This window comes from Serratia sp. ID 25-353 (genome assembly GCF_054792795.1).
The window spans coordinates 4,860,877-4,879,313 of the sequence record NZ_CM139236.1 but is presented as its reverse complement, the minus strand read 5'-3'; the positions used below and the strand labels follow the sequence as shown (position 1 = coordinate 4,879,313).

17 protein-coding genes are annotated in these 18,437 nt (G+C 62.0%); 9 read left to right on the top strand and 8 right to left on the bottom strand.

Annotation, left to right across the window (positions count from 1 at the left end; genetic code table 11):
- Positions 1–439 precede the first annotated feature (439 nt).
- Positions 440–1,291: a helix-turn-helix domain-containing protein gene (locus tag ACYF6X_RS23370; protein WP_063991767.1), complete on the top strand. Its 852-nt coding sequence runs from the start codon at positions 440–442 to the stop codon at positions 1,289–1,291.
- Here ACYF6X_RS23370 and ACYF6X_RS23365 read toward each other — a convergent pair.
- The 3 genes from ACYF6X_RS23365 to ACYF6X_RS23355 form a co-directional block, all read right to left on the bottom strand.
- On the bottom strand, positions 1,281–3,065 hold the full coding sequence (locus ACYF6X_RS23365) for an ATP-binding response regulator (RefSeq protein ID WP_107228005.1): 1,785 nt from the start codon (positions 3,063–3,065) through the stop codon (positions 1,281–1,283). The two genes, ACYF6X_RS23370 and ACYF6X_RS23365, sit on opposite strands and share 11 nt — an antisense overlap.
- Complete coding sequence (locus ACYF6X_RS23360; protein ID WP_033631849.1) at positions 3,062–3,556, bottom strand: putative pterin-binding protein; 495 nt, start codon at positions 3,554–3,556, stop codon at positions 3,062–3,064. Before ACYF6X_RS23360 ends, ACYF6X_RS23365 begins: the two co-directional genes overlap by 4 nt.
- Before the next feature lie 161 nt (positions 3,557–3,717).
- Positions 3,718–5,067: an aminotransferase-like domain-containing protein gene (locus ACYF6X_RS23355; RefSeq protein WP_130018487.1), complete on the bottom strand. Its 1,350-nt coding sequence runs from the start codon at positions 5,065–5,067 to the stop codon at positions 3,718–3,720.
- 137 nt (positions 5,068–5,204) lie between these two features.
- Between ACYF6X_RS23355 and ACYF6X_RS23350 the strand changes: the two genes are divergently transcribed.
- The 3 genes from ACYF6X_RS23350 to ACYF6X_RS23340 all read left to right on the top strand — a co-directional run bounded on the left by ACYF6X_RS23350 (position 5,205) and on the right by ACYF6X_RS23340 (position 7,307).
- Positions 5,205–5,834 (top strand): LysE family translocator, encoded by a 630-nt coding sequence (locus ACYF6X_RS23350; protein ID WP_063991764.1) that lies wholly within the window; start codon positions 5,205–5,207, stop codon positions 5,832–5,834.
- A 36-nt stretch (positions 5,835–5,870) separates the two neighbouring features.
- Entirely contained in the window at positions 5,871–6,722 is an 852-nt protein-coding gene (locus ACYF6X_RS23345; RefSeq protein WP_063991763.1) for a PhzF family phenazine biosynthesis protein, read from the top strand.
- 66 nt (positions 6,723–6,788) lie between these two features.
- Complete coding sequence (locus ACYF6X_RS23340) at positions 6,789–7,307, top strand: DinB family protein (protein WP_063991762.1); 519 nt, start codon at positions 6,789–6,791, stop codon at positions 7,305–7,307.
- Between the two features lie 77 nt (positions 7,308–7,384).
- Here the strand turns inward: ACYF6X_RS23340 and gorA are convergent, their stop codons facing one another.
- Together gorA and ACYF6X_RS23330 are read right to left on the bottom strand one after the other, a co-directional pair.
- The gene (gene gorA, locus ACYF6X_RS23335; RefSeq protein ID WP_063991761.1) at positions 7,385–8,737 is read right to left on the bottom strand and encodes a glutathione-disulfide reductase; all 1,353 of its coding nucleotides are present in this window, start codon (positions 8,735–8,737) and stop codon (positions 7,385–7,387) included.
- A 130-nt stretch (positions 8,738–8,867) separates the two neighbouring features.
- Positions 8,868–9,710, bottom strand: coding sequence for a 23S rRNA (adenine(2030)-N(6))-methyltransferase RlmJ (locus tag ACYF6X_RS23330; RefSeq protein WP_063991760.1), 843 nt, complete (start codon positions 9,708–9,710; stop codon positions 8,868–8,870).
- A gap of 135 nt (positions 9,711–9,845) precedes the next feature.
- Here ACYF6X_RS23330 and ACYF6X_RS23325 point away from each other — a divergent pair, with 135 nt between their 5' ends.
- Positions 9,846–10,250 carry an ASCH domain-containing protein gene (locus ACYF6X_RS23325; protein WP_063991759.1) on the top strand — a complete coding sequence of 135 codons (405 nt, stop codon included), beginning with the start codon at positions 9,846–9,848 and terminating at the stop codon, positions 10,248–10,250.
- Here ACYF6X_RS23325 and ACYF6X_RS23320 read toward each other — a convergent pair.
- Positions 10,245–11,150, bottom strand: a complete 906-nt coding sequence (locus ACYF6X_RS23320) for a LysR family transcriptional regulator (protein WP_033649404.1) — start codon at positions 11,148–11,150, stop codon at positions 10,245–10,247. The two genes, ACYF6X_RS23325 and ACYF6X_RS23320, sit on opposite strands and share 6 nt — an antisense overlap.
- Before the next feature lie 106 nt (positions 11,151–11,256).
- Between ACYF6X_RS23320 and ACYF6X_RS23315 the strand changes: the two genes are divergently transcribed.
- The 4 genes from ACYF6X_RS23315 (at position 11,257) to rsmJ (ending at position 16,164) form a co-directional block, all read left to right on the top strand.
- Positions 11,257–12,699 (top strand): amidase, encoded by a 1,443-nt coding sequence (locus ACYF6X_RS23315; protein WP_242512576.1) that lies wholly within the window; start codon positions 11,257–11,259, stop codon positions 12,697–12,699.
- Between the two features lie 87 nt (positions 12,700–12,786).
- On the top strand, positions 12,787–13,248 hold the full coding sequence (locus ACYF6X_RS23310; RefSeq protein WP_107228001.1) for an HIT family protein: 462 nt from the start codon (positions 12,787–12,789) through the stop codon (positions 13,246–13,248).
- Between the two features lie 118 nt (positions 13,249–13,366).
- Positions 13,367–15,409, top strand: a complete 2,043-nt coding sequence (gene prlC / locus ACYF6X_RS23305) for an oligopeptidase A (RefSeq protein WP_063991757.1) — start codon at positions 13,367–13,369, stop codon at positions 15,407–15,409.
- A gap of 8 nt (positions 15,410–15,417) precedes the next feature.
- The gene (gene rsmJ / locus ACYF6X_RS23300) at positions 15,418–16,164 is read left to right on the top strand and encodes a 16S rRNA (guanine(1516)-N(2))-methyltransferase RsmJ (RefSeq protein WP_063991756.1); all 747 of its coding nucleotides are present in this window, start codon (positions 15,418–15,420) and stop codon (positions 16,162–16,164) included.
- Positions 16,165–16,192: 28 nt separating this feature from the next.
- Here the strand turns inward: rsmJ and ACYF6X_RS23295 are convergent, their stop codons facing one another.
- Positions 16,193–16,792, bottom strand: coding sequence for a KpsF/GutQ family sugar-phosphate isomerase (locus tag ACYF6X_RS23295; protein ID WP_060433490.1), 600 nt, complete (start codon positions 16,790–16,792; stop codon positions 16,193–16,195).
- Positions 16,792–18,429 carry an FGGY-family carbohydrate kinase gene (locus ACYF6X_RS23290; protein WP_130018488.1) on the bottom strand — a complete coding sequence of 546 codons (1,638 nt, stop codon included), beginning with the start codon at positions 18,427–18,429 and terminating at the stop codon, positions 16,792–16,794. The genes ACYF6X_RS23295 and ACYF6X_RS23290 overlap by 1 nt, the downstream gene beginning before the upstream one ends.
- Positions 18,430–18,437 lie beyond the last annotated feature (8 nt).

Below are 18,437 nucleotides of genomic sequence, written 5' to 3'. Positions count from 1 at the left end.
CAAGGACAACGGAGCCGGCATGCCGGCTCCGTTTTTATTTGCGGCTGTGGGGTGAGTCCGTATGATGGCGCGGCGCCAGGGCAATAAAAAACCGGGACCCTGACGGATCCCGGCTTAAAAGTGGGTAAAACAGATTAGCGCTAAAGGCTCAAGCCCCGTTTGATTTGCGCAGTCCAAGCGATGTGCTCATCGTCTCAGTAGCGGCAACGGAACAAATTTTCCCTGGTGTTACTATGGTTATTATTAAAAAACGTGCTGGTGTTATTTTTTATAGTGTATTGCTGTATGTCTCTTTTGATACCATGTTTGACGATGCAACATGGTATGTCAAGCAACGTTTTTAACGCATAATTGCATGGGATGCTAGTTTTAGATGTGGCTTTTTCAGCGGAAATAATCAAAACGACTGATAAATCAGTAAAAAAAATCGAAGGAACAAATGGATAACAATCACCAAAAATTCGATTCACAGTCGATTGCCAATCGGGTCAGGGAGCTGTTTTTACATTACGGAATTGGAAAACGTCAGCATGCTCGCGAACTCAGCCGCATCTTGGATCTGAGTTTTTCACATGCGCACCGCAAACTGAAAGGGCAAAGCCCCTGGACGCTGGAACAGATCAACAGCGTCGCGGCCGCGTTGGGAGAAACGCCGGCGGCGATCGCCGATTTGAGCGCCGAACACGAACCCACCGAGCCAAATATGGCGCGCGATGCCATCTTTTTCGTGGCGGGTGTGGCGATACCTTGCGTCGGGCACGTCAGCGACGAGCTTCCTGCCGGGCGGCCGGCGGAATTTGTGGCGCTGCGCGTGGAAGGGCAGTGGCATATCTATCGCGCCGATGAGGCGCCGGCAGGCCCGCGTTACGGCGTCGATCTGATCGAAATCCGGCCCGGCTTCGGTGACGACGAGCGGCTGAGCATCGCGGTATTGGACGATTCGCATCAGGCGGCCGATGAGCTGGCCAAGTATCTCGGCGGCTGCGGCTTCAACGCGGTGGCGTTTTACGACGTCGACAGTTTCTGTCAGGCGTTGCAGCAAAGCCTGTTCGACGGCTACGTAGTGGACTGGCTGATCGGTGAGGAAACGGCGGATCGCTGTATCGCCACCATCCGCGCCTCCGACAACCCGGACGCGCCGGTACTGGTGCTGACCGGCGAGCTGGGGACCGACCGACGTGAGTCGGAGATCGCTCAGGCGATGCGCGAGTACGACGTGCTCGGCCCTTATGAAAAGCCGGTGCGGCTCCATGTGATCGAAGCCGCACTGCAACGCTGTTTTAATCTTTAGCGGGGAACACCTCGGCCAGCGCGCTCGACAGCGCATCCAGCCGGACCGGCTTCATCAGGTAGTTGTCGAACAGGGCGCGCTGGTCCGCCGTCAGCTGCTCAGGCGTATAGGCGCTGATGCCGATGATCGGCACATGGCGGTTGGGGCCGCGACGGTTGCGCAGCTGCCTGGCCAGGGCGGCCCCGTCGATGCCCGGCATCTGCAGATCCAGCAACAGCGCGTCGTAAGGGCGTCTGAGCAGCTTCTGCAGCGCGCGTTCCGGCGAGTCGCACAGTTCGTGCTGATAGCCCAGCTTGTCCAATAGCGCCGCAAAGGCGTCACCCACCGACTTGTTGTCATCCACCACCAGCACCTGCTGCGGCTTCTGCTGCAGAGAGGCATTGGCGGCGGCGGGCTCGTCGGCACGTTCGTCTTCACTGATCTGCACCGGAATGCTGACGATAAAGGTGCTGCCTTTCTTGATTTCGCTGTATACCGTGATGGTGCCGTTGAGCAGCGTCACCAGGCCGTGCACGATCGCCAGCCCCATCCCGACGCCGGCATACTGTTTAGTATGCGACTGATCCAACTGGGTAAAGGGTTTGAAGATCTGATCGAGCTGGTCTTTTTCAATACCGATGCCGGTGTCGGTCACTTCGATGATCAACGAATTGCCGCCCGGCTGGCGGCGCAGGCAGCTGTGCAGCGTAATGCTGCCGCTTTCGGTGTATTTGTAGGCGTTGGTCAGCAGGTTGACGATAATCTGCCGGATGCGCAGCGGATCGGAGTGCACCAGCAGGTGGCTGCATTCCACTTCGCAGCTCAGTTTGACCTGCTCTTTGCGGGTCAGGGTGGCGATTTCGTTGGCGGTTTCCGCGATCAGCTTCTGCGCGTCGAACGGCACGATGCGCAATTCCATCATGCCGCTGTCGAGGTGCGCGTAGTCGGTCAGATCCTTCATCTGGCTTTCGATTTGCTGCGCGGCGGTCTCCAGCCGCTGGAAAGTGTCCGCATGCTCCGCCGACACCCGGGTGTTCACCAGCACGTCGATGGCCGACATCACGCTCTGCAATGAGGTGCGCAGTTCGTGGCCGATGGCGCCGAGGAAGGCGTTTTTGGTGCGTGTCGCTTTCTCCGCCTCAATGGCCTTGGCCTGCTGGCGAATGGTCAGCCGCTGCTGACGGAACACGATCAGGGTGATGGCGATCAGCGCGATCACCGAGAACATGACGATCACCAACCCATAGAAAATGATGTGCCGTTTCTCGATGTAATCCTCATAGGCGGCGGTGCGCTGCTTCACCTCTGCGTGGTCGGTCAGGTTGGCCATTTCGATGGCGTAAGGTTTGATGGCCCTCATGGCCGCGGACACTTGGCTGAAGTCGATTTTCGGGCTGTCCAGCAGCTTATCGATGCGATCCATCTGCAGGCGCATCTGTTTGACCACTTCCGGGTAACCCGGCTCGGCGTACAGCGGCTGGGTCGATTCGGAGACGGTTTCCAGCACGTAAAAGCGCGAATAGAGGATTTCGAACCGCAGCCGCAGGTTGTCGTTGTCCACCTGCGCGGCATGGCTTTGCTGCTCGACCAGCGTGTCGAACTCCGCCAGCTTGATGGAGAACTTGGCGATCGACCACGAGTAGTTCTCCTGCGTGCCGGCGATGGCATACAGCCCTTTCTTCGACAGAGTGGCGCTGTAGTAATAGAGCGTGACGGTCGAAGCCACTAAAAACAGCGCGGCGAAGATGGCCGGGATCGCCAGCCTGCTGCCGTTCTTAAAGGTCGTCAGCTTCATTTGATCACGATCCTGTCGACTTGCCAGATAAAGCGCGAATTGTACAACGGCGAGTTCAGTTCAGGCCCGGCGGCGTCGCGCGGGTACACCAGGAACAGCGGGCCGAAGTTTCTGAGCTTCAGCATCTCCCCGTCCATCTTGTAGGCCAGGATCATGTTGTATTTCTTGACGTCGGACAGCGGCACGTCGATGTAATAATCGTTCAGCGCGTAGAAGGTCAGCGTCTCGCCCTTGGCGCCGACGCGCTCCAGGATATCGGCCACCGAGATCCCTTCGAATTTTCTCTGCGGCGTCCAGGACGTGGAGGTGGTGATGCTGCGCACCGGCATCGCCAACAGCTGCTTATCGGTGAACAGATAGCTTTTTTTGACCGGGTCGGTCACGTTGTCGATCTTGCCCGCCACTTCCAGGGTAAAGCTGAGCGCGCTGCTCTGGGCGATAATCAGGGCCACACAGGCCATCGCAAGGGTTTTGCATAGTTTGAACAGCATCGGTGTTCTCCAGAGGCGCGGGGAGGTTGTATCAGTCCCGCTAATTTATCAGGCAGAATAATGGCAGAAAAAGCAGGCGGGTGCGAAGGGAATAGTAAACCGCACAAAAAGAACAGGCCTGAGCCGGACGACCCGTGCGCGTAACCTTTCCCTTCCGTTTGTCAGCCGTTCCGATGTGCTTTCAACAGCTGCGCCAGCTGCGTCAGGCCTGCCGTTAGTTCGTCCAACGAAGGGGAACCCAGGCACAGGCGAATGCCCGTTGCCCGTTCGTCGCGGTCCACCATCACGGTGTCCGGCGGCGTCACTTTTATGTTGGCCAATGCGGCGGCGGCGGCCACAGACTCGGCGGTTTCGCGCGGCATCGGCAGCCAGACATGATAAGCGTCGGGATGCGATACGCATTCGCCGGCGTCGAATATCGAGGTGGCCAGATGCACTCTGCGCTGAGCCTCATGGCGCAACGCTTGCGGTATCGCCTCGATCGCGCCGCTGGACAGCCACTCCCCCACCACTGCGCAAGACAGTGGCGAAGGCGCGAAGGGAATCTCTTGCAAGGCTTCTTCCGCCGCGTTTTGCATACCGGGCGGCAGAGTCAGCATACCGATCCGCAGCCCCGGGCCGAGCGTTTTCGACAGACCATTGACATGGAACACCCGCTCGGGTGCCAATGTCGCGAGCGCAGGCGCTGCTGAATGCCCCAGGGCATACACGCCATCCTCGATGATCCAGACATTCGCCTGCCGGCATATCTCGATGATAGCCTGCCTGCGCTCGGCGCTCATGGTGGCCGTTGTCGGGTTATGCAGCGTCGGGGTCAGATAGACCGCAGTATGGCCGCAGGAAACACGCTCAAGCGCGCTAGACAGCGCTTGCGGCACCATGCCTTGCGCATCGATATCGATACCGATCAAGCAATGGCCTTGGCGCCGGGCCAGCGCGATCGCGCCGGGATAGGTGATTCTCTCCGTCAGTATCGTCCCGCGTGGCCCGCAGGCCAGGTCAAAAGCCAGTGAAATCGCCTGACGGGCATTGCTGGTCAGCGCCAGATTCGACGGTTCGATCGTGACGCCGACGTTTTCGAGCCAGCGGGTCAACAAACGTCGGTGCTCCAGATGCCCGGTCGGAGGGGCATAGATGTTCAAATGGTTCGCATCCATTTTCCGCGCAATACCGGCCAGCGTGCGCGCCAGCAAACGATCGGTCAGCATCGCCGGCGGCGCATTGGACGAAAGATCGATTTCGCGTTTTTCACGGGCGCGGCGAATCGCCACGAACATCCCGCGGCCTTTCACGCTGCGTACCAACCCGCGTCGTTCGAGGATGGCATAGGCTTTGGTCACCGTGCCCAGACCGATCTCCAATTGCCAGGCGAGCGTACGGTGGGCCGGCAGACGATCGCCACCCTGCAGTTTACCCTCGATAATGTCGTCGCCTAACGCCAGCACCAGCCGCTCGACGGTGGTGACTTCCGCATTGGCCAGGCGAGGTTGCCAGGGCGATTGAAGCCGCATGGTGATGCTCCGAAAAACGAATAGTGTCACGTGACACTATTTAAATAGGTGAAAAGTGTAACACATACTATGTTGGTGAAGAGTCCCTGAGTTTTCAACAACGTCTCGGCCGCAAGGCGGGTCAGCGGAGTTTTTCCATGAATGTCAGTCAGCTTGCGTTGGTTTATGGCGCATACCTTCTCGCTACTGCCAGCCCGGGCCCCAGCAACATGGCGATCATGGGCGTGGCGATGCGTGACGGCCGCTCACCCGCACTGGCGCTGGCGGCCGGGGTGGTGACCGGATCGCTGTGCTGGGCACTGTTGGCGGCGACCGGTCTTTCCGCCGTGCTGGCCAGGTATGCGCAGGCGCTGTGGGCCATCAAAATCGTCGGCGGCGTGTATATGCTGTATCTGGCGCTGCGCGCCGGCCAATCCGCATTACGGGCGTCTCCCGTCTCGACAGGGATAGCGGCAGGGGGTGGCGGGCGATCTTATCGGAAGTTGTATCGGCAGGGCGTGCTGATGCATCTCGGTAATCCCAAGGCCATCATGTCCTGGATGGCGATCATGTCGCTGGGTTTGCGACAAGGGGCGCCTGAAGGTGTTTTACCGGCGATTATCGGCGGTTGTGCGTTGCTCGGCGTGACGATTTTCGGGGGGTATGCCCTGCTGTTCTCAACGGCGCCGATGATCGCGTTTTATACCCGGGTGAGGCGCTGGATTGAAGGCATGCTTGCGTTGTTGTTTGCTTGCGTGGGCCTGGAGCTGTTGATATCGCGGGGGTAATCACGCACGCCCGGCGTTAACCTGAGGAGAGAAGCGATGGTTTTTGGCATGCAGATGGTGGATGTCTTTGGCGCCGGGCCACTCGCCGGCAATCCGTTGGCGGTGATCGCGGGCGCCGGAGCGTTGTCGACGGAGGACATGCAGCGCTTGACGCGTTGGTTCAACCTGTCGGAGACGGCCTTTTTACTGCCGCCGACGCACCCGCAGGCGGATTACCGGGTGCGAATATTCACGCTGGATCGTGAAATGCCGTTTGCCGGGCATCCGACGTTGGGCAGTTGCCATGCCTGGCTCGCTATGGGAGGCGCGCCCAGCAACGAGACGGAGATCATCCAGGAGTGCGGAGCAGGATTGGTGAGCATTCGTCGCGCGGGCGGGCGGTTATGTTTTGCCGCGCCACCGTTGATTCGTTCCGGGGCGCCGTCAGGAGAGACGTTAGCCGACGCGTTGCGATTTTTGGGGATCGCGTCTGATGAGGTGCTCGATGCCGCCTGGATCGATAATGGCCCGGGGTGGCTGGGGATCCGGCTGGCCAGCGCCGAGCGGGTGCTTTCCCTGACGCCGGCGAGAAGCTGGCCGCGCAGAGTGGACATTGGCGTCGTCGGCCCACATGCTGAGGGTGACGCAGCCTTCGAAGTGCGCGCTTTTTTGAGCGATCATCTTGGCGCTATCGTCGAAGATCCGGTCACCGGCAGTCTCAATGCCTCCCTGGCCCAGTGGTTGTTCGCAAGCGGCGTGGTCAGCGGCGGATATATTGCCGCTCAGGGCCGCTGTCGTGGGCGCAACGGGCACGTGCATATCACCCGCGACGAGGGGGGCCGGATTTGGGTGGGCGGCAATACACGCACTCAGGTCGAAGGGCGGTTGCAAGGGATTGGCACGGCGTAGAACGCGTCGCCGCACTGCGTGCGACTGAACGGAATATCGATTTTCATCCGATAAGGAGTGAGCAGTATGTCTGCAACGGCCATCGATACCTTGAAAATGCTGGTGCGTTACAAAGCCTGGGCGAACGCCTTGACCTTTGACTGTGTGGCGGCCTTGCCGGCCGGTGAAGCCTTGCGGCAGCGGCCGACCCGTTTTGGCAATATGGTGCATACCTTGAATCATGTGTATGTGGTGGACGATATCTTCAGGCACCATCTGCAAGGTCGAAAACATGGCTACCTCGCGCGCAACACCGAGCAAACGCCTGCGCTTGACGACTTGCGGTGTGCGGTGGAGGAAATGGACCGCTGGTATATCGAACAGGTGGACAACTGGTCACCCGAGGCGCTGGCGCAGGTGGTGCATTTCGAGTTCGTCGGCGGGGGGGAAGGCCGCATGACGCGCCATGAAATCGTGCTGCATGTCGTCAACCACGCGACCTATCATCGCGGTTTTGTCGGCGATATGCTCTATCAGGTGCCCTTCGCCTCGCCGGCGAACGATTTGCCGGTGTTTCTTCGCGATCATTACCGCCGGGCGCCGTGAGGCGAGCGAGATAAATAAAAAAGCCAGACGCTTGCGCGCCTGGCCTGTTACGCGCCGGAACTCGGCGAGGTTGCGCCTCAGCGCATGGTAACGAACTCTTCCGCCGCGGTCGGGTGGATGGCCACGGTGTTGTCGAAGTCCTTCTTGGTGGCACCCATCTTCACCGCTACCGCGAAGCCCTGCAGGATTTCATCCATGCCGAAGCCGATGCCGTGCAGGCCGACGATCTTCTCTTCCTTACCTGCGCACACCAGCTTCATGCGGCACGGCTGGCGGTGCTGCGTCACAGCGCTGTACATGGCGGTGAAGGAGGATTTGTACACCTTCACGTTGTCCGCGCCGAACTTCTCGATAGCTTCCGGCTCGGTCAGGCCGATAGTGCCGATCGGCGGGTGGCTGAACACCACGGTGGCGATATTGCTGTAATCCAGGTGTTCGTCCGGCTTGTTGTTGAACAGGCGCTCGGACAGGCGGCGGCCGGCGGCTACGGCGACCGGGGTCAGCTCTACCGCGCCGGTGTTGTCGCCCACCGCGTAGATGCCTTTGACGTTGGTGTTCTGGAACTTATCGACGTCAATGTAGCCCTGCTCGTTGGTCTTCACCCCGGTAACGCCGAGGTTCAGGTTGTCGGTCGCCGGTTCGCGGCCGATGGCCCAAATCAGGCAGTCGACGGTGAATGCTTTGCCGTTTTCCAGCTGCAGCGTCAGGCTGCCGTCGGCGTTCTTGACGATCGCTTTCGGCACCGATTCGGTGTGCAGGCTCGGTCCTTCGGTGTTCATCACTTCCACCAGGGTTTCGACGATCATCGGATCGAAGGTGCGCAGCGGCGCGTGCTTGCGCACGAACAGGTGCGTTTCCGCGCCCAGCGCGTTCAGCACGCCGGCGATCTCCACGGCGATATAGCCGGCCCCGACTACGGCGACGCGCTTCGGCATGGCATCCAGCTCAAAGAAGCCGTCGGAGTCGATGCCGTATTCCGCGCCCGGAATAGCCGGGTGGCTCGGGCGGCCGCCGGTGGCGATCAGGATGTGGTCGGCGGTGATGGTCTCGCCGTTCACTTCCACGGTGTGCGCATCCACGAAGCGCGCGAAGCCTTTGATCACGTCGACCTTGTTCTTGCCCAGCACGTTATCGTAGGAATTGTGGATGCGGTCGATATAGGCGGTGCGGTTGGCGACCAGCTTCTTCCAGTCGAAGGCGTTGACGGTGGTGTCAAAGCCGTAGTCCGGGCCGTACTGATGGATGGCCTCGGCGATCTGCGCCGCGTGCCACATGACTTTTTTCGGTACACAACCCACGTTTACACAGGTGCCGCCCAGCTCTTTGGCTTCAATCAGCGCACACTTTTGGCCGTACATGGCTGCCCGGTTGATCGATGCGATACCGCCGCTGCCGCCGCCAATTGCTAGATAATCGTAATGTTTCGTCATCTGGGATTTCCATGAGTTGTGAATTTGAAGAGGGTAAGAGTTTAACGCCTGACCGGGGTTTGTCGCAAAGATTGCGTCGATGGCTGCGATAGGTGGACGCAGGGCGCGGCGAACCGCGCCCTGCTGGGGATTATTCCGGTACCACCCAGTTCACCAGATGGTGGCCGATGCCCGACGGCACCAACGTCTTGTGCAGCCACGGCAGCACGTTTTTCATCTGCTGTTCCAGCTTCCACGGCGGGTTGATGACGATCATGCCGGAGGCGGTCATGCCGCGCTGATCGCTGTCGGGTTTCACCGCCAGTTCGATCTGCAGAATGCGGCGAATGCCGGTGGCTTCCAGATCGCGCAGCATGCGTTTGATCTGCTGGCGCATCACCACCGGGTACCACAGCGCGTAGGTGCCGGTGGCGAAACGCTTGTAGCCTTCCTGAATGCCTTTGACCACGTCCTGGTAATCGGTCTTCATTTCATACGGCGGGTCCATCAGGATCAGGCCGCGGCGCGACAGGGGCGGCAGCTGGGATTTCAGCTGCTGATAGCCGTCGGCGCGCTGCACTTTGGCGCGCTCGTCTTTCTGGAATTCGCTGCGCAGCAGCGGGTAGTCGCTCGGGTGCAGCTCGGTCAGGTGAATTTTGTCCTGCGGGCGCAGCAGCTGGCGGGCGATCAGCGGCGAACCGGGATAGTAGCGCAGCGTGCCGGAACGGTTGAAGTTGTGCACCACGCTCATGTAGGCCGCCAGCTCTTCCGGCAGATCGTCGCGTTGCCACAGCAAGCCGATGCCTTCCAGGTATTCGCCGGTGCGCTCGGCGTGTTCGCCGCTGAGCTGATAACGGCCCGCCCCCGAGTGGGTATCCAGATACAGGAACGGCTTCTCTTTTTCCTTCAGCGACTCGATGATCAGGCTCTGAACGGTGTGCTTGAGCACGTCGGCGTGGTTGCCGGCGTGGAAACTGTGGCGATAACTTAACATGACGGGTGGCGGTTCCTTGTGCTCCGCAGACGGAGCATTCAATGCAATAAGGCTTATAATCTGCACAGTATAAACTGTCTGGCCGGGAAAAACCGGACTCCGTTGCCGCAGACGTTCACAGAAAGGGACAGGACGATGAGCAAACAGGCGATTTTGGCGAACTACCCCGACGCGGCGCGCTGGGCGTTCGGCGACGGCCCCGAGTTGGCCGACGAACTGTTGCAGTTGGTGCTGAGCGGGGAAAAGACCGCCACCTGCAGCTCCTATGCGAGCTATCGCCGGGAGCAAGCGCCGATGATCGGCGACGATAGCATTATTCTCGACGGCCGCGGCCAACCGGCCTGCGTGATCAAAACCCTGGCGCTGCGCCTGGTGCGCTACGACCAGGTGACCGCCGAGATGGCAGCCAAAGAGGGCGAAGGCGACAAAAGCCTGGCGTTTTGGCGCGAGGGGCATCAGGCGTTCTTTACCCGCGAGGGTACTTTTGCGCCGGACATGTGGCTGGTGTTCGAAGAGTTTGCGCTGGTGGAGATTTTATAGCGGCCCCAGCGCGGCCACCACCTGCTCGCGCAGCCAGCTGTGGGCCGGGTCGAGATGGGAGCGTTCATGCCATACCATCACCATGTCGTAACCCGGCATCTCCAGCGGAGCCGCGCAGGTGCGCAATTCCCCCAACAGTTCCCCCAGCATGCGCGAAGGCAGCATGGCGACCATATCGGACTTCGCCAGCAACGCGGGAATAAACAGGAAGTGCGGCACCGACATTACGACCCGTCGGGTTAACCCCTGTGCGGCCAGCAGCGTATCGATCTGGGTACGAAAACCGCCGCCATCTTGCGAAACCATCACAAACTCAAGCTGGCAGAACTGTTCGAGTGAGGGCGGCCGTTGCAACAGCGGGTGATCCCGGCGGCCGACCAGCAGGTAGTTCTCGTGAAACAGCGGCCGATGGCGCAGCTCCGCCGGCGCTTCTTCCCGGCTCAGAAAACCGAGATCGATCACCCCGTCCGCCAAATCGCGGCTCATGCGTTTGGGCGCCGCTTCGCGGATCGCCAGACGGGATTTCGGCGCCGCCAGCCGCAGACGGGGCAGCATCGGCAGCAAAATTGCGTATTCAGCGGCATCGGCGGCGGCCAGCTGCCAGGTGACTTCCGCCTGCCGCGGATCAAAGGGCTGCTCCGGCGCGACCAGGCGGCCCACATCGGCCAGCGTTTGGCGCAGCGGTGCCAACAGGCCGAGCGCGCGCGCCGTCGGCAGCATGCCGCGCGGGTTCGGCAGCAGCAGCGGGTCACGGTAGATCTCACGCAGCTTGGCAAGCTGAATGCTGACCGAAGGCTGGCTGAGATTGAGGCGCGCCGCCGCCCGCGTCACGCTGCGCTCGCTGAGCAACGCTTCCAATGTGACCAAAAGATTGAGATCGAGCCGCTTTAAATTGTTGATAACTATTCCCCGAATTAAATCTATCAATTTCAACTATAGCGCCGATCTCCCTACCGTGGAACGGACGCCGGAACAGACCGGTGAAACCGCAACGGAGAGGGGGACGATGATGAAATTGAGCGAATACGTGAGCTACGATGCGCTGGGATTGGCCGAATTGGTGCGGCGTGGCGAGGTCAGCGCAGCGGCGCTGCAACAGGCGGCGCGGGCCGCCGTCGAGGCGGTGAACCCGGCGATTAACGCGGTGGTGGAACACTGGGAGCAGCCGCCGGAACAAGACGACGGGCCTTTGTCGGGCGTGCCTTTCCTGATCAAGGACATCGCCATCAGCATGGCAGGCAAGCGCGTTGAGCTGGGCAGCCGGTTGGCGCAGGGCAGCGTCGCCGCCGCCGACAGCCATCTGATGAGCAATATCCGCCGGGCCGGACTGGTGACCTTTGGCCGCACCAGCATGCCGGAAATGGCGTTCAGCACCACCACCGAGGCCGTGCTTTACGGTGCAACGCGCAACCCCTGGAACCTGGATTTCAGCGCCGGTGGATCCAGCGGTGGCGCCGGTGCGGCGGTTGCCGCCGGTATGGTGCCCATCGCTCACGCCACCGACGCCGCCGGCTCGATTCGCGTACCGGCTTCGTCAAACGGGGTATTTGGTCTCAAGCCTACGCGCGGTCGGGTGCCGCATGGCCCGGTGATGGATGAGGTCTTCAACGGCTTTGGCGTCCAGCTGGGGCTCAGCCGCACGGTGCGTGACAGCGCCGCGTTGCTGGATGCGATGCAGCGTCCTCACGTTGGCGAGCCGTATTACACGGCGCCGCCGGCGTACAGCTGGTTATCGCAGGTGACGCGGCAACCGGGCAGGCTGCGCATCGGCATGATGACCGAGGCGTGGAACGGCGGAAAAACCGAGTCGAACATCGCCGGCGCCACGGCGGAAACGGCGGTGTTATTGGCGGCGTTGGGGCATCAGGTCAGCGAAACGGAAATGGCGATCGGCGTCAGTTGGCAAGAGTTGGTGTTCGCCAATGCGCAAATCTGGTGCGCCAATCTGGTTGGCTGGGTCGATGGTCTGAGCCAAGCGAGCGGACGGGCTATTTCAAGCGAAACGCTGGAGCCGGAAACGCTGGCCTGCTATCGCTACGGCCAGGCGGCCAGGGCGGTGGATATGGTGCGTGCGCTCGAGATACGCAACCGGGTGACTCGCGCAGTCGGCGCCTATTTCCAGCAATACGACCTGCTGCTGACGCCGACGCTACCCGACCTGCCCTGGCGGCTTGGCCGTTATGGCGCGAATGCGGCGAATATGGACGGGCTGGAATGGACGGCGCATTTGTTCGATCATTCACCGTTCACCCCGGTATTTAACGTCGCCGGCGTACCGGCGATGTCGGTGCCGCTGGCCCAGGATGCGCAGCATAACCTGCCGATAGGCATGCAGTTTGTCGCCGGTTTTGGCCGTGAGGATCGGTTGTTGCAGCTGGCCGGACAGCTGGAACGCGCCGCGCCCTGGCATGGGCGGCGTCCGGCGATTTGGGCGGGGAATGCCGTTTAATAGCGGTAAAAAAGCAAAATATCCGCTATGTTGCCGAGAGGTGCTTGATGGCGGGCCGTCGGCTCGACGCTGCACCCTGGAGGCGATATGAGCTGCATTTTTTGCGATATCGTGGCGGGCAAGGCGCCGTGCCATAAAATCTGGGAAGACGACGACCATCTGGCGTTCCTGTCCATCTTTCCCAACACCGACGGTTTCAGCGTGGTGATCCCCAAGGCACACCACCCGAGCTACGCCTTTGACCTGCCGGACGAGGTGTTGAGCGCGCTGATGCTGGCGACCAAGCGGGTGGCGAAGCAGCTGGATCGCGCATTCGACGACGTCGGCCGCTGCGGCATGGTGTTCGAGGGCTACGGCGTCGACCATGTACACGCCAAACTGATCCCGCTGCACGGCACCGCGTCGCTGGCACAGTGGCGGCCGATCGAATCGACCTCGCCGAAGTTTTTCGAACGTTACGAGGGCTATATCTCCTCCCACGACGCCGCGCGCGCCGACGACGAACAACTGGCGGCGCTGGCCGCCCGCATCCGCCAAAGCGCCGTTTAAGGCACGAACGATCAACGCCGGGCATTGATTTTCCTGTTGTCTGGCTCCATGTTAGAGATTCATACGCATTTTAAGGCTCGCCCCCGCGGCGGGCCCCAACGCTAATCAGGACTGCCCTATGACAAATCCGTTGCTGACCCCGTTTTCCCTGCCGCCGTTCTCGGCGATCCGCCCTGAAGATATCGTGCCTGCGGTGCAATCCGCGCTGGCGGACTGCCGCGCCGCGGTAGAGCGCGTGGTCGCGCAGCCGGGGCCGTTCACCTGGGATAATCTGTGTCAGCCGCTGGCGGAGTCGGACGATCGCCTGTCGCGCATCTGGTCGCCGATCGGCCACCTGAACTCGGTGAAAAACAGCCCGGAGCTGCGCGCCGCCTATGAACAGGCGCTGCCGCTGCTGTCCGAGTACGGCACCTGGGTCGGCCAGCACGAAGGGCTGTACCAGGCCTACCGCAGCCTGAAAGAAGGCGCGGCGTTCGAGGCGCTGAGCGTGCCGCAGCGCAAGGCGGTGGACAACGCGCTGCGCGATTTTGAACTGTCGGGCATCGGCCTGTCGGCGGATAAACAGCAGCGCTACGGCGAGATCGTCGCGCGCCTGTCCGAACTGGGTTCCACCTACAGCAACAACGTGCTCGACGCCACCATGGGCTGGAGCAAACTGATTACCGACGAAGCCGAGTTGAGCGGCCTGCCGGAAAGCGCCCTGGCGCAGGCGCAGGCGATGGCGCAGGCCAAAGAGCAGGACGGCTGGCTGCTGACGCTGGACATGCCGAGCTACCTGCCGGTGTTGACCTATGCCGACAACCGCGCGCTGCGTGAAGAGATGTACCGCGCCTTCGCCACCCGCGCCTCTGACCAGGGGCCGAACGCCGGCAAATGGGACAACAGCGAAGTGATGGCGGAAACGCTGGCGCTGCGCCACGAGCTGGCTCAGCTGCTGGGCTTCGACACCTACGCCGACAAGTCGCTGGCGACCAAAATGGCGGAGAGCCCGGAGCAGGTGATCGGCTTCCTGAGCGATCTGGCCAAGCGCGCCCGCCCGCAGGCCGAGCAAGAGCTGGCGCAGCTGCGCGCCTTCGCCAAACAGCACTATGGCGTGGACGAGCTCGACGCCTGGGACATCACCTATTACGGCGAAAAACAGAAGCAGCACCTGTTCTCCATCAGCGACGAGCAGCTGCGCCCGTACTTCCCGGAGCAGCGGGTGGTGGAAGGGCTGTTCGAAGTGGTGAAACGCATCTACGGCATCACCGCTAAAGAGCGTAAAGACGTGGAAACCTGGCATCCGGACGTGCGTTTCTTCGATCTGTTCGACGCTAACGGCGAGCTGCGCGGTAGCTTCTACCTCGATCTGTACGCCCGCGAAAACAAACGCGGCGGCGCCTGGATGGACGACTGCGTCGGCAGCCTGCGCAAGGCCGACGGCACGCTGCAAAAACCAGTCGCTTACCTGACCTGCAACTTCAACCGCCCGCTGGGCGACCAGCCGGCGCTGTTCACCCATAACGAAGTGACCACGCTGTTCCACGAGTTCGGCCACGGTCTGCATCACATGCTGACGCAGATCGATACCGCCGGCGTCTCCGGCATCAACGGGGTGCCGTGGGATGCGGTCGAACTGCCGAGCCAGTTTATGGAAAACTGGTGCTGGGAGCCGGAAGCGCTGGCGTTTATCTCGGGCCACTACCAGAGCGGCGAGCCGCTGCCGAAGGCCATGCTCGACAAGCTGCTGGCAGCCAAGAATTACCAGGCGGCGCTGTTCATCCTGCGCCAGCTGGAGTTCGGCCTGTTCGATTTCCGCATGCACTTCGAATACAGCCCGGAAAAAGGGGCGCAGATCCTGCCGACGCTGGCGGAAGTGAAGAAAATGGTGGCGGTGGTGCCTTCGCCGAGCTGGGGCCGTTTCCCGCACGCCTTCAGCCACATCTTCGCCGGCGGCTATGCGGCCGGTTACTACAGCTACCTGTGGGCGGAAGTGCTGTCGGCAGACGCCTACTCGCGCTTCGAAGAAGAGGGGATCTTCAACGCCGAAACCGGCAAATCCTTCCTCGACAACATTCTGTCGCGCGGCGGTTCGGAAGAGCCGATGGCGCTGTTCAAACGCTTCCGTGGCCGCGAGCCGCAGCTGGATGCTATGCTGCGCCATTACGGCATTAAAGGATAACCCGACACGTGAGCGTGTGTTTATTGTGTGAAGCAGGCGCCGATCCCGGCGCCTTGTCTGTTTTGGCGCAGCGCTGGCAACTGACGTCCGACGACGACGCGCCGATGGCGCTGGTACTGACCCCGCAGCGGCTGGAGCTGCGCAAGCGCGACGAGCCGAAGCTCGGCGGGATCTACGTCGATTTCGTCACCGGCGCCATGGCGCACCGGCGCCGCTTCGGCGGCGGCCGCGGCGAGGCGGTGGCCAAAGCGGTCGGCATCAAGGGCAGCTATCTGCCGGACGTGGTGGACGCCACTGCCGGGCTGGGGCGCGACGCCTTCGTGCTGGCGGCGCTGGGTTGCCGGGTGCGGATGCTGGAGCGCAATCCGGTGGTGGCGGCGTTGCTGGACGACGGCCTGCAGCGCGGCTATCAGGATGCGGAAATCGGCCCGTGGCTGCGCGAGCGCCTGACGCTGCTGCACGCCTCCAGCCTGACGGCGCTGGTGGATCTCAGCCCGCGCCCCGAGGTGGTGTATCTCGATCCGATGTTCCCGCACAAGCAGAAAAGCGCGCTGGTGAAGAAAGAGATGCGGGTGTTTCAATCGCTGGTGGGCAGCGACGATGACGCCGACGGCCTGCTGGAGCCGGCGCGCCGTTTGGCGACCAAGCGCGTGGTGGTGAAACGCCCGGACTACGCGCCGCCGCTGGCCGACGTGCCGGCGCACGCCGCCACGCTGACCAAAAGCCACCGTTTCGATATCTACATGCCCCTGTAATGTCTGCCGGGCCCGCCGTGTCGGGCCCTCAGTTTTCCTCCCGCAAGCTTTTCCCCACGCCGCCGCCCGGATGCACCGCCAGCAAGGTATCCTTGTCATAACCGCTGCGCGCCATCAGGCAGGCGCAGGCGGCGTCGAAGATCGCCAACACCAGCACAATTGAGGTGGTGGCCAGCATGTTCAGCGGATCTATCTCCTTTTGCACCCCGGTGGCGATCGTCAGCTGCGCCGCCTGTGCGATGGCGGAATGCGGGTTTTCCGTCACCGCGATCAGCGTCACGCCCTTGGCCTGCAGCGTCGGCAGCAGGCGGGTCAGTTCGTCGGAGTTGCCGCCGCGCGAGATCAGGATCAGCAGATCGTCGGCACGCAGAAAACCCAGATCGCCGTGCGCCGCGCCGGTGGCGTCGAGGTAGACCGCCGGCCGTTCCACGCAGGCGAGCATGTGGGCTATCTTGCGCGCCGCAATTCCCGAGGTGCCGACGCCGGTGACGGCGATTTTACCGCGGCAGTCGGCCAGCAACGCCAGCAGCCGTTGCCAGGTGCGTGCGTCGAGGCGCTCGCCCAGCTGCGCCAGCTCCTGGCTGTAGGTTTGCCAACCCTGCACGGCCTGCCGCCATTCCTGCTGCATCACGCCTCCTCCTGCATCAACCGGCGGTATTTCATGTGGTCGTTGTACAGCTCGTGGAATACCCGGTATTTGCGGTCGTAGTAGCTTTTTATCTGGTTGGTCTGCGGCGTGACCGTCTTGCCGATGCGGCTCATGGCGCTCATTGCCTCCGGCAGGGTGTCGAACACGCCCGCCGCCACGGTGCCCATCATGGCGCCGCCGAGCAGCATCGCTTCGCTCTCCTCCGGCAACAGCATGGCGCAGCCGGTGGCGTTGGCGTGCTCCTGCACGAAGATCGGGTTCTTGGTGCCGCCGCCGCTGGCCATGATGGTGTCGATGCAGTAGCCGCTTTGGTTCATGGTTTCGATGATGTGGCGGGTGCCGAGCGCGATGGCCTGAATGGTGGCCAGGTAGTGCAGCGCCATGTCCTCCGGCGTGCGCGACAGCTTCAGCCCGGTCAGGATGCCGGTCAGCGTCGGGTTGGCGCGCGGCGAGCGGTTGCCGTGGAAATACGGCAGCATATGGATGTCCTGCGTCAAGAAGGCGATATTCTCCGGCTCGCCGGCCATGCGGCGCAGAATGGCGTTCAGCACCTCATAGATGGTCTGCCCTTGGGTTTTCGCCTGCGCCAGCAGCTCTGGGTAGCACGGGTGCGACTGGATGACGTGGTCTATCAGTGCGCCGGTGGCGGACTGGCCGCCCTCGTTCAGCCAGTATTCCGGCAGGATCGCCGAGTAATACGGCCCCCAGACGCCGCCGATAAAGCGCGCGGTGCGCGACATCGCCATGTGGCCGGTAGAGGTGCCGCCGATCAGCGCGACGCGGCGGTTGAAGTCGGCCACCTCACCGGAGACGCCGGTGGCGCCCAGCGTGCCGAGGGTGCCGGCGTGGGCGTCGATGATCGACACGCTCACCGCCGTACCGGCGATCAGCCCCATCTCGCTGGCGGCGCGCTGGGTCAGGCCGTGGCCCAGCGGCTCGCCCATCATTTTGACATCGCTGCCGATCTTGGCCGCGTCATGTTCCAGCACGTCTTCCAGCCCGATCTGCTGGAAGTAGCTCTTGTCCCAGCGCTGTTCGTGGCCGAGATAGGTCCACTTGCACACCGTCGAACACAGCGAGCGGGTGGCGTCCTGGGTAGCGCGCCAGGTGAGGAAGTCCGGCAGATCGAACAGGTAGCCGGCGTTGGCCCAGGTGGTGGGCATGTGCTGTTTCAGCCACAGCAGTTTCGGCGTCTGCATCTCCGGCGAGATAATGCCGCCGACGAAGTCCAGCACCCGGTGTTTGGTGGCGTTGATGCGCTCGGCCTGGGCGATCGCCCGGTGATCCATCCACACGATGATGTTCTGTTCGGTGCGGCCAGAGGGGCTGACGGTCAGCGGCTTGCCCTCTTTATCCAGCACCACCAGCGAACAGGTGGCGTCGAAGCCCAACCCCTTGACCTGGATCGGGTTGATGTCGGCCTGGTTGACCGCGTCGCGCACCGCATTGCACACCGCCTGCCAGATGTTATCCGACGACTGCTCGACGAAATCCGCCTTCGGCCGGTACAGATCGATGGCCCGGCTGGCCTGGCCGACCATGCGGCCGTTGAGATCGAATACGCCTGCGCGCGCGCTTCCGGTACCCACATCTACGCCAATAAAATAGCTCGCCATTATTTTCT

Excerpts from the sequence above, each read along its gene's own strand:
- ACYF6X_RS23370 (WP_063991767.1), top strand. The coding sequence starts at position 440 with ATGGATAACAATCACCAAAAATTCGATTCACAGTCGATTGCCAATCGG.
- ACYF6X_RS23365 (WP_107228005.1), bottom strand. The coding sequence starts at position 3,065 with ATGAAGCTGACGACCTTTAAGAACGGCAGCAGGCTGGCGATCCCGGCC.
- ACYF6X_RS23360 (WP_033631849.1), bottom strand. The coding sequence starts at position 3,556 with ATGCTGTTCAAACTATGCAAAACCCTTGCGATGGCCTGTGTGGCCCTG.
- ACYF6X_RS23355 (WP_130018487.1), bottom strand. The coding sequence starts at position 5,067 with ATGCGGCTTCAATCGCCCTGGCAACCTCGCCTGGCCAATGCGGAAGTC.
- ACYF6X_RS23350 (WP_063991764.1), top strand. The coding sequence starts at position 5,205 with ATGAATGTCAGTCAGCTTGCGTTGGTTTATGGCGCATACCTTCTCGCT.
- ACYF6X_RS23345 (WP_063991763.1), top strand. The coding sequence starts at position 5,871 with ATGGTTTTTGGCATGCAGATGGTGGATGTCTTTGGCGCCGGGCCACTC.
- ACYF6X_RS23340 (WP_063991762.1), top strand. The coding sequence starts at position 6,789 with ATGTCTGCAACGGCCATCGATACCTTGAAAATGCTGGTGCGTTACAAA.
- gorA (WP_063991761.1), bottom strand. The coding sequence starts at position 8,737 with ATGACGAAACATTACGATTATCTAGCAATTGGCGGCGGCAGCGGCGGT.
- ACYF6X_RS23330 (WP_063991760.1), bottom strand. The coding sequence starts at position 9,710 with ATGTTAAGTTATCGCCACAGTTTCCACGCCGGCAACCACGCCGACGTG.
- ACYF6X_RS23325 (WP_063991759.1), top strand. The coding sequence starts at position 9,846 with ATGAGCAAACAGGCGATTTTGGCGAACTACCCCGACGCGGCGCGCTGG.
- ACYF6X_RS23315 (WP_242512576.1), top strand. The coding sequence starts at position 11,257 with ATGATGAAATTGAGCGAATACGTGAGCTACGATGCGCTGGGATTGGCC.
- ACYF6X_RS23310 (WP_107228001.1), top strand. The coding sequence starts at position 12,787 with ATGAGCTGCATTTTTTGCGATATCGTGGCGGGCAAGGCGCCGTGCCAT.
- prlC (WP_063991757.1), top strand. The coding sequence starts at position 13,367 with ATGACAAATCCGTTGCTGACCCCGTTTTCCCTGCCGCCGTTCTCGGCG.
- ACYF6X_RS23295 (WP_060433490.1), bottom strand. The coding sequence starts at position 16,792 with ATGCAGCAGGAATGGCGGCAGGCCGTGCAGGGTTGGCAAACCTACAGC.
- ACYF6X_RS23290 (WP_130018488.1), bottom strand. The coding sequence starts at position 18,429 with ATGGCGAGCTATTTTATTGGCGTAGATGTGGGTACCGGAAGCGCGCGC.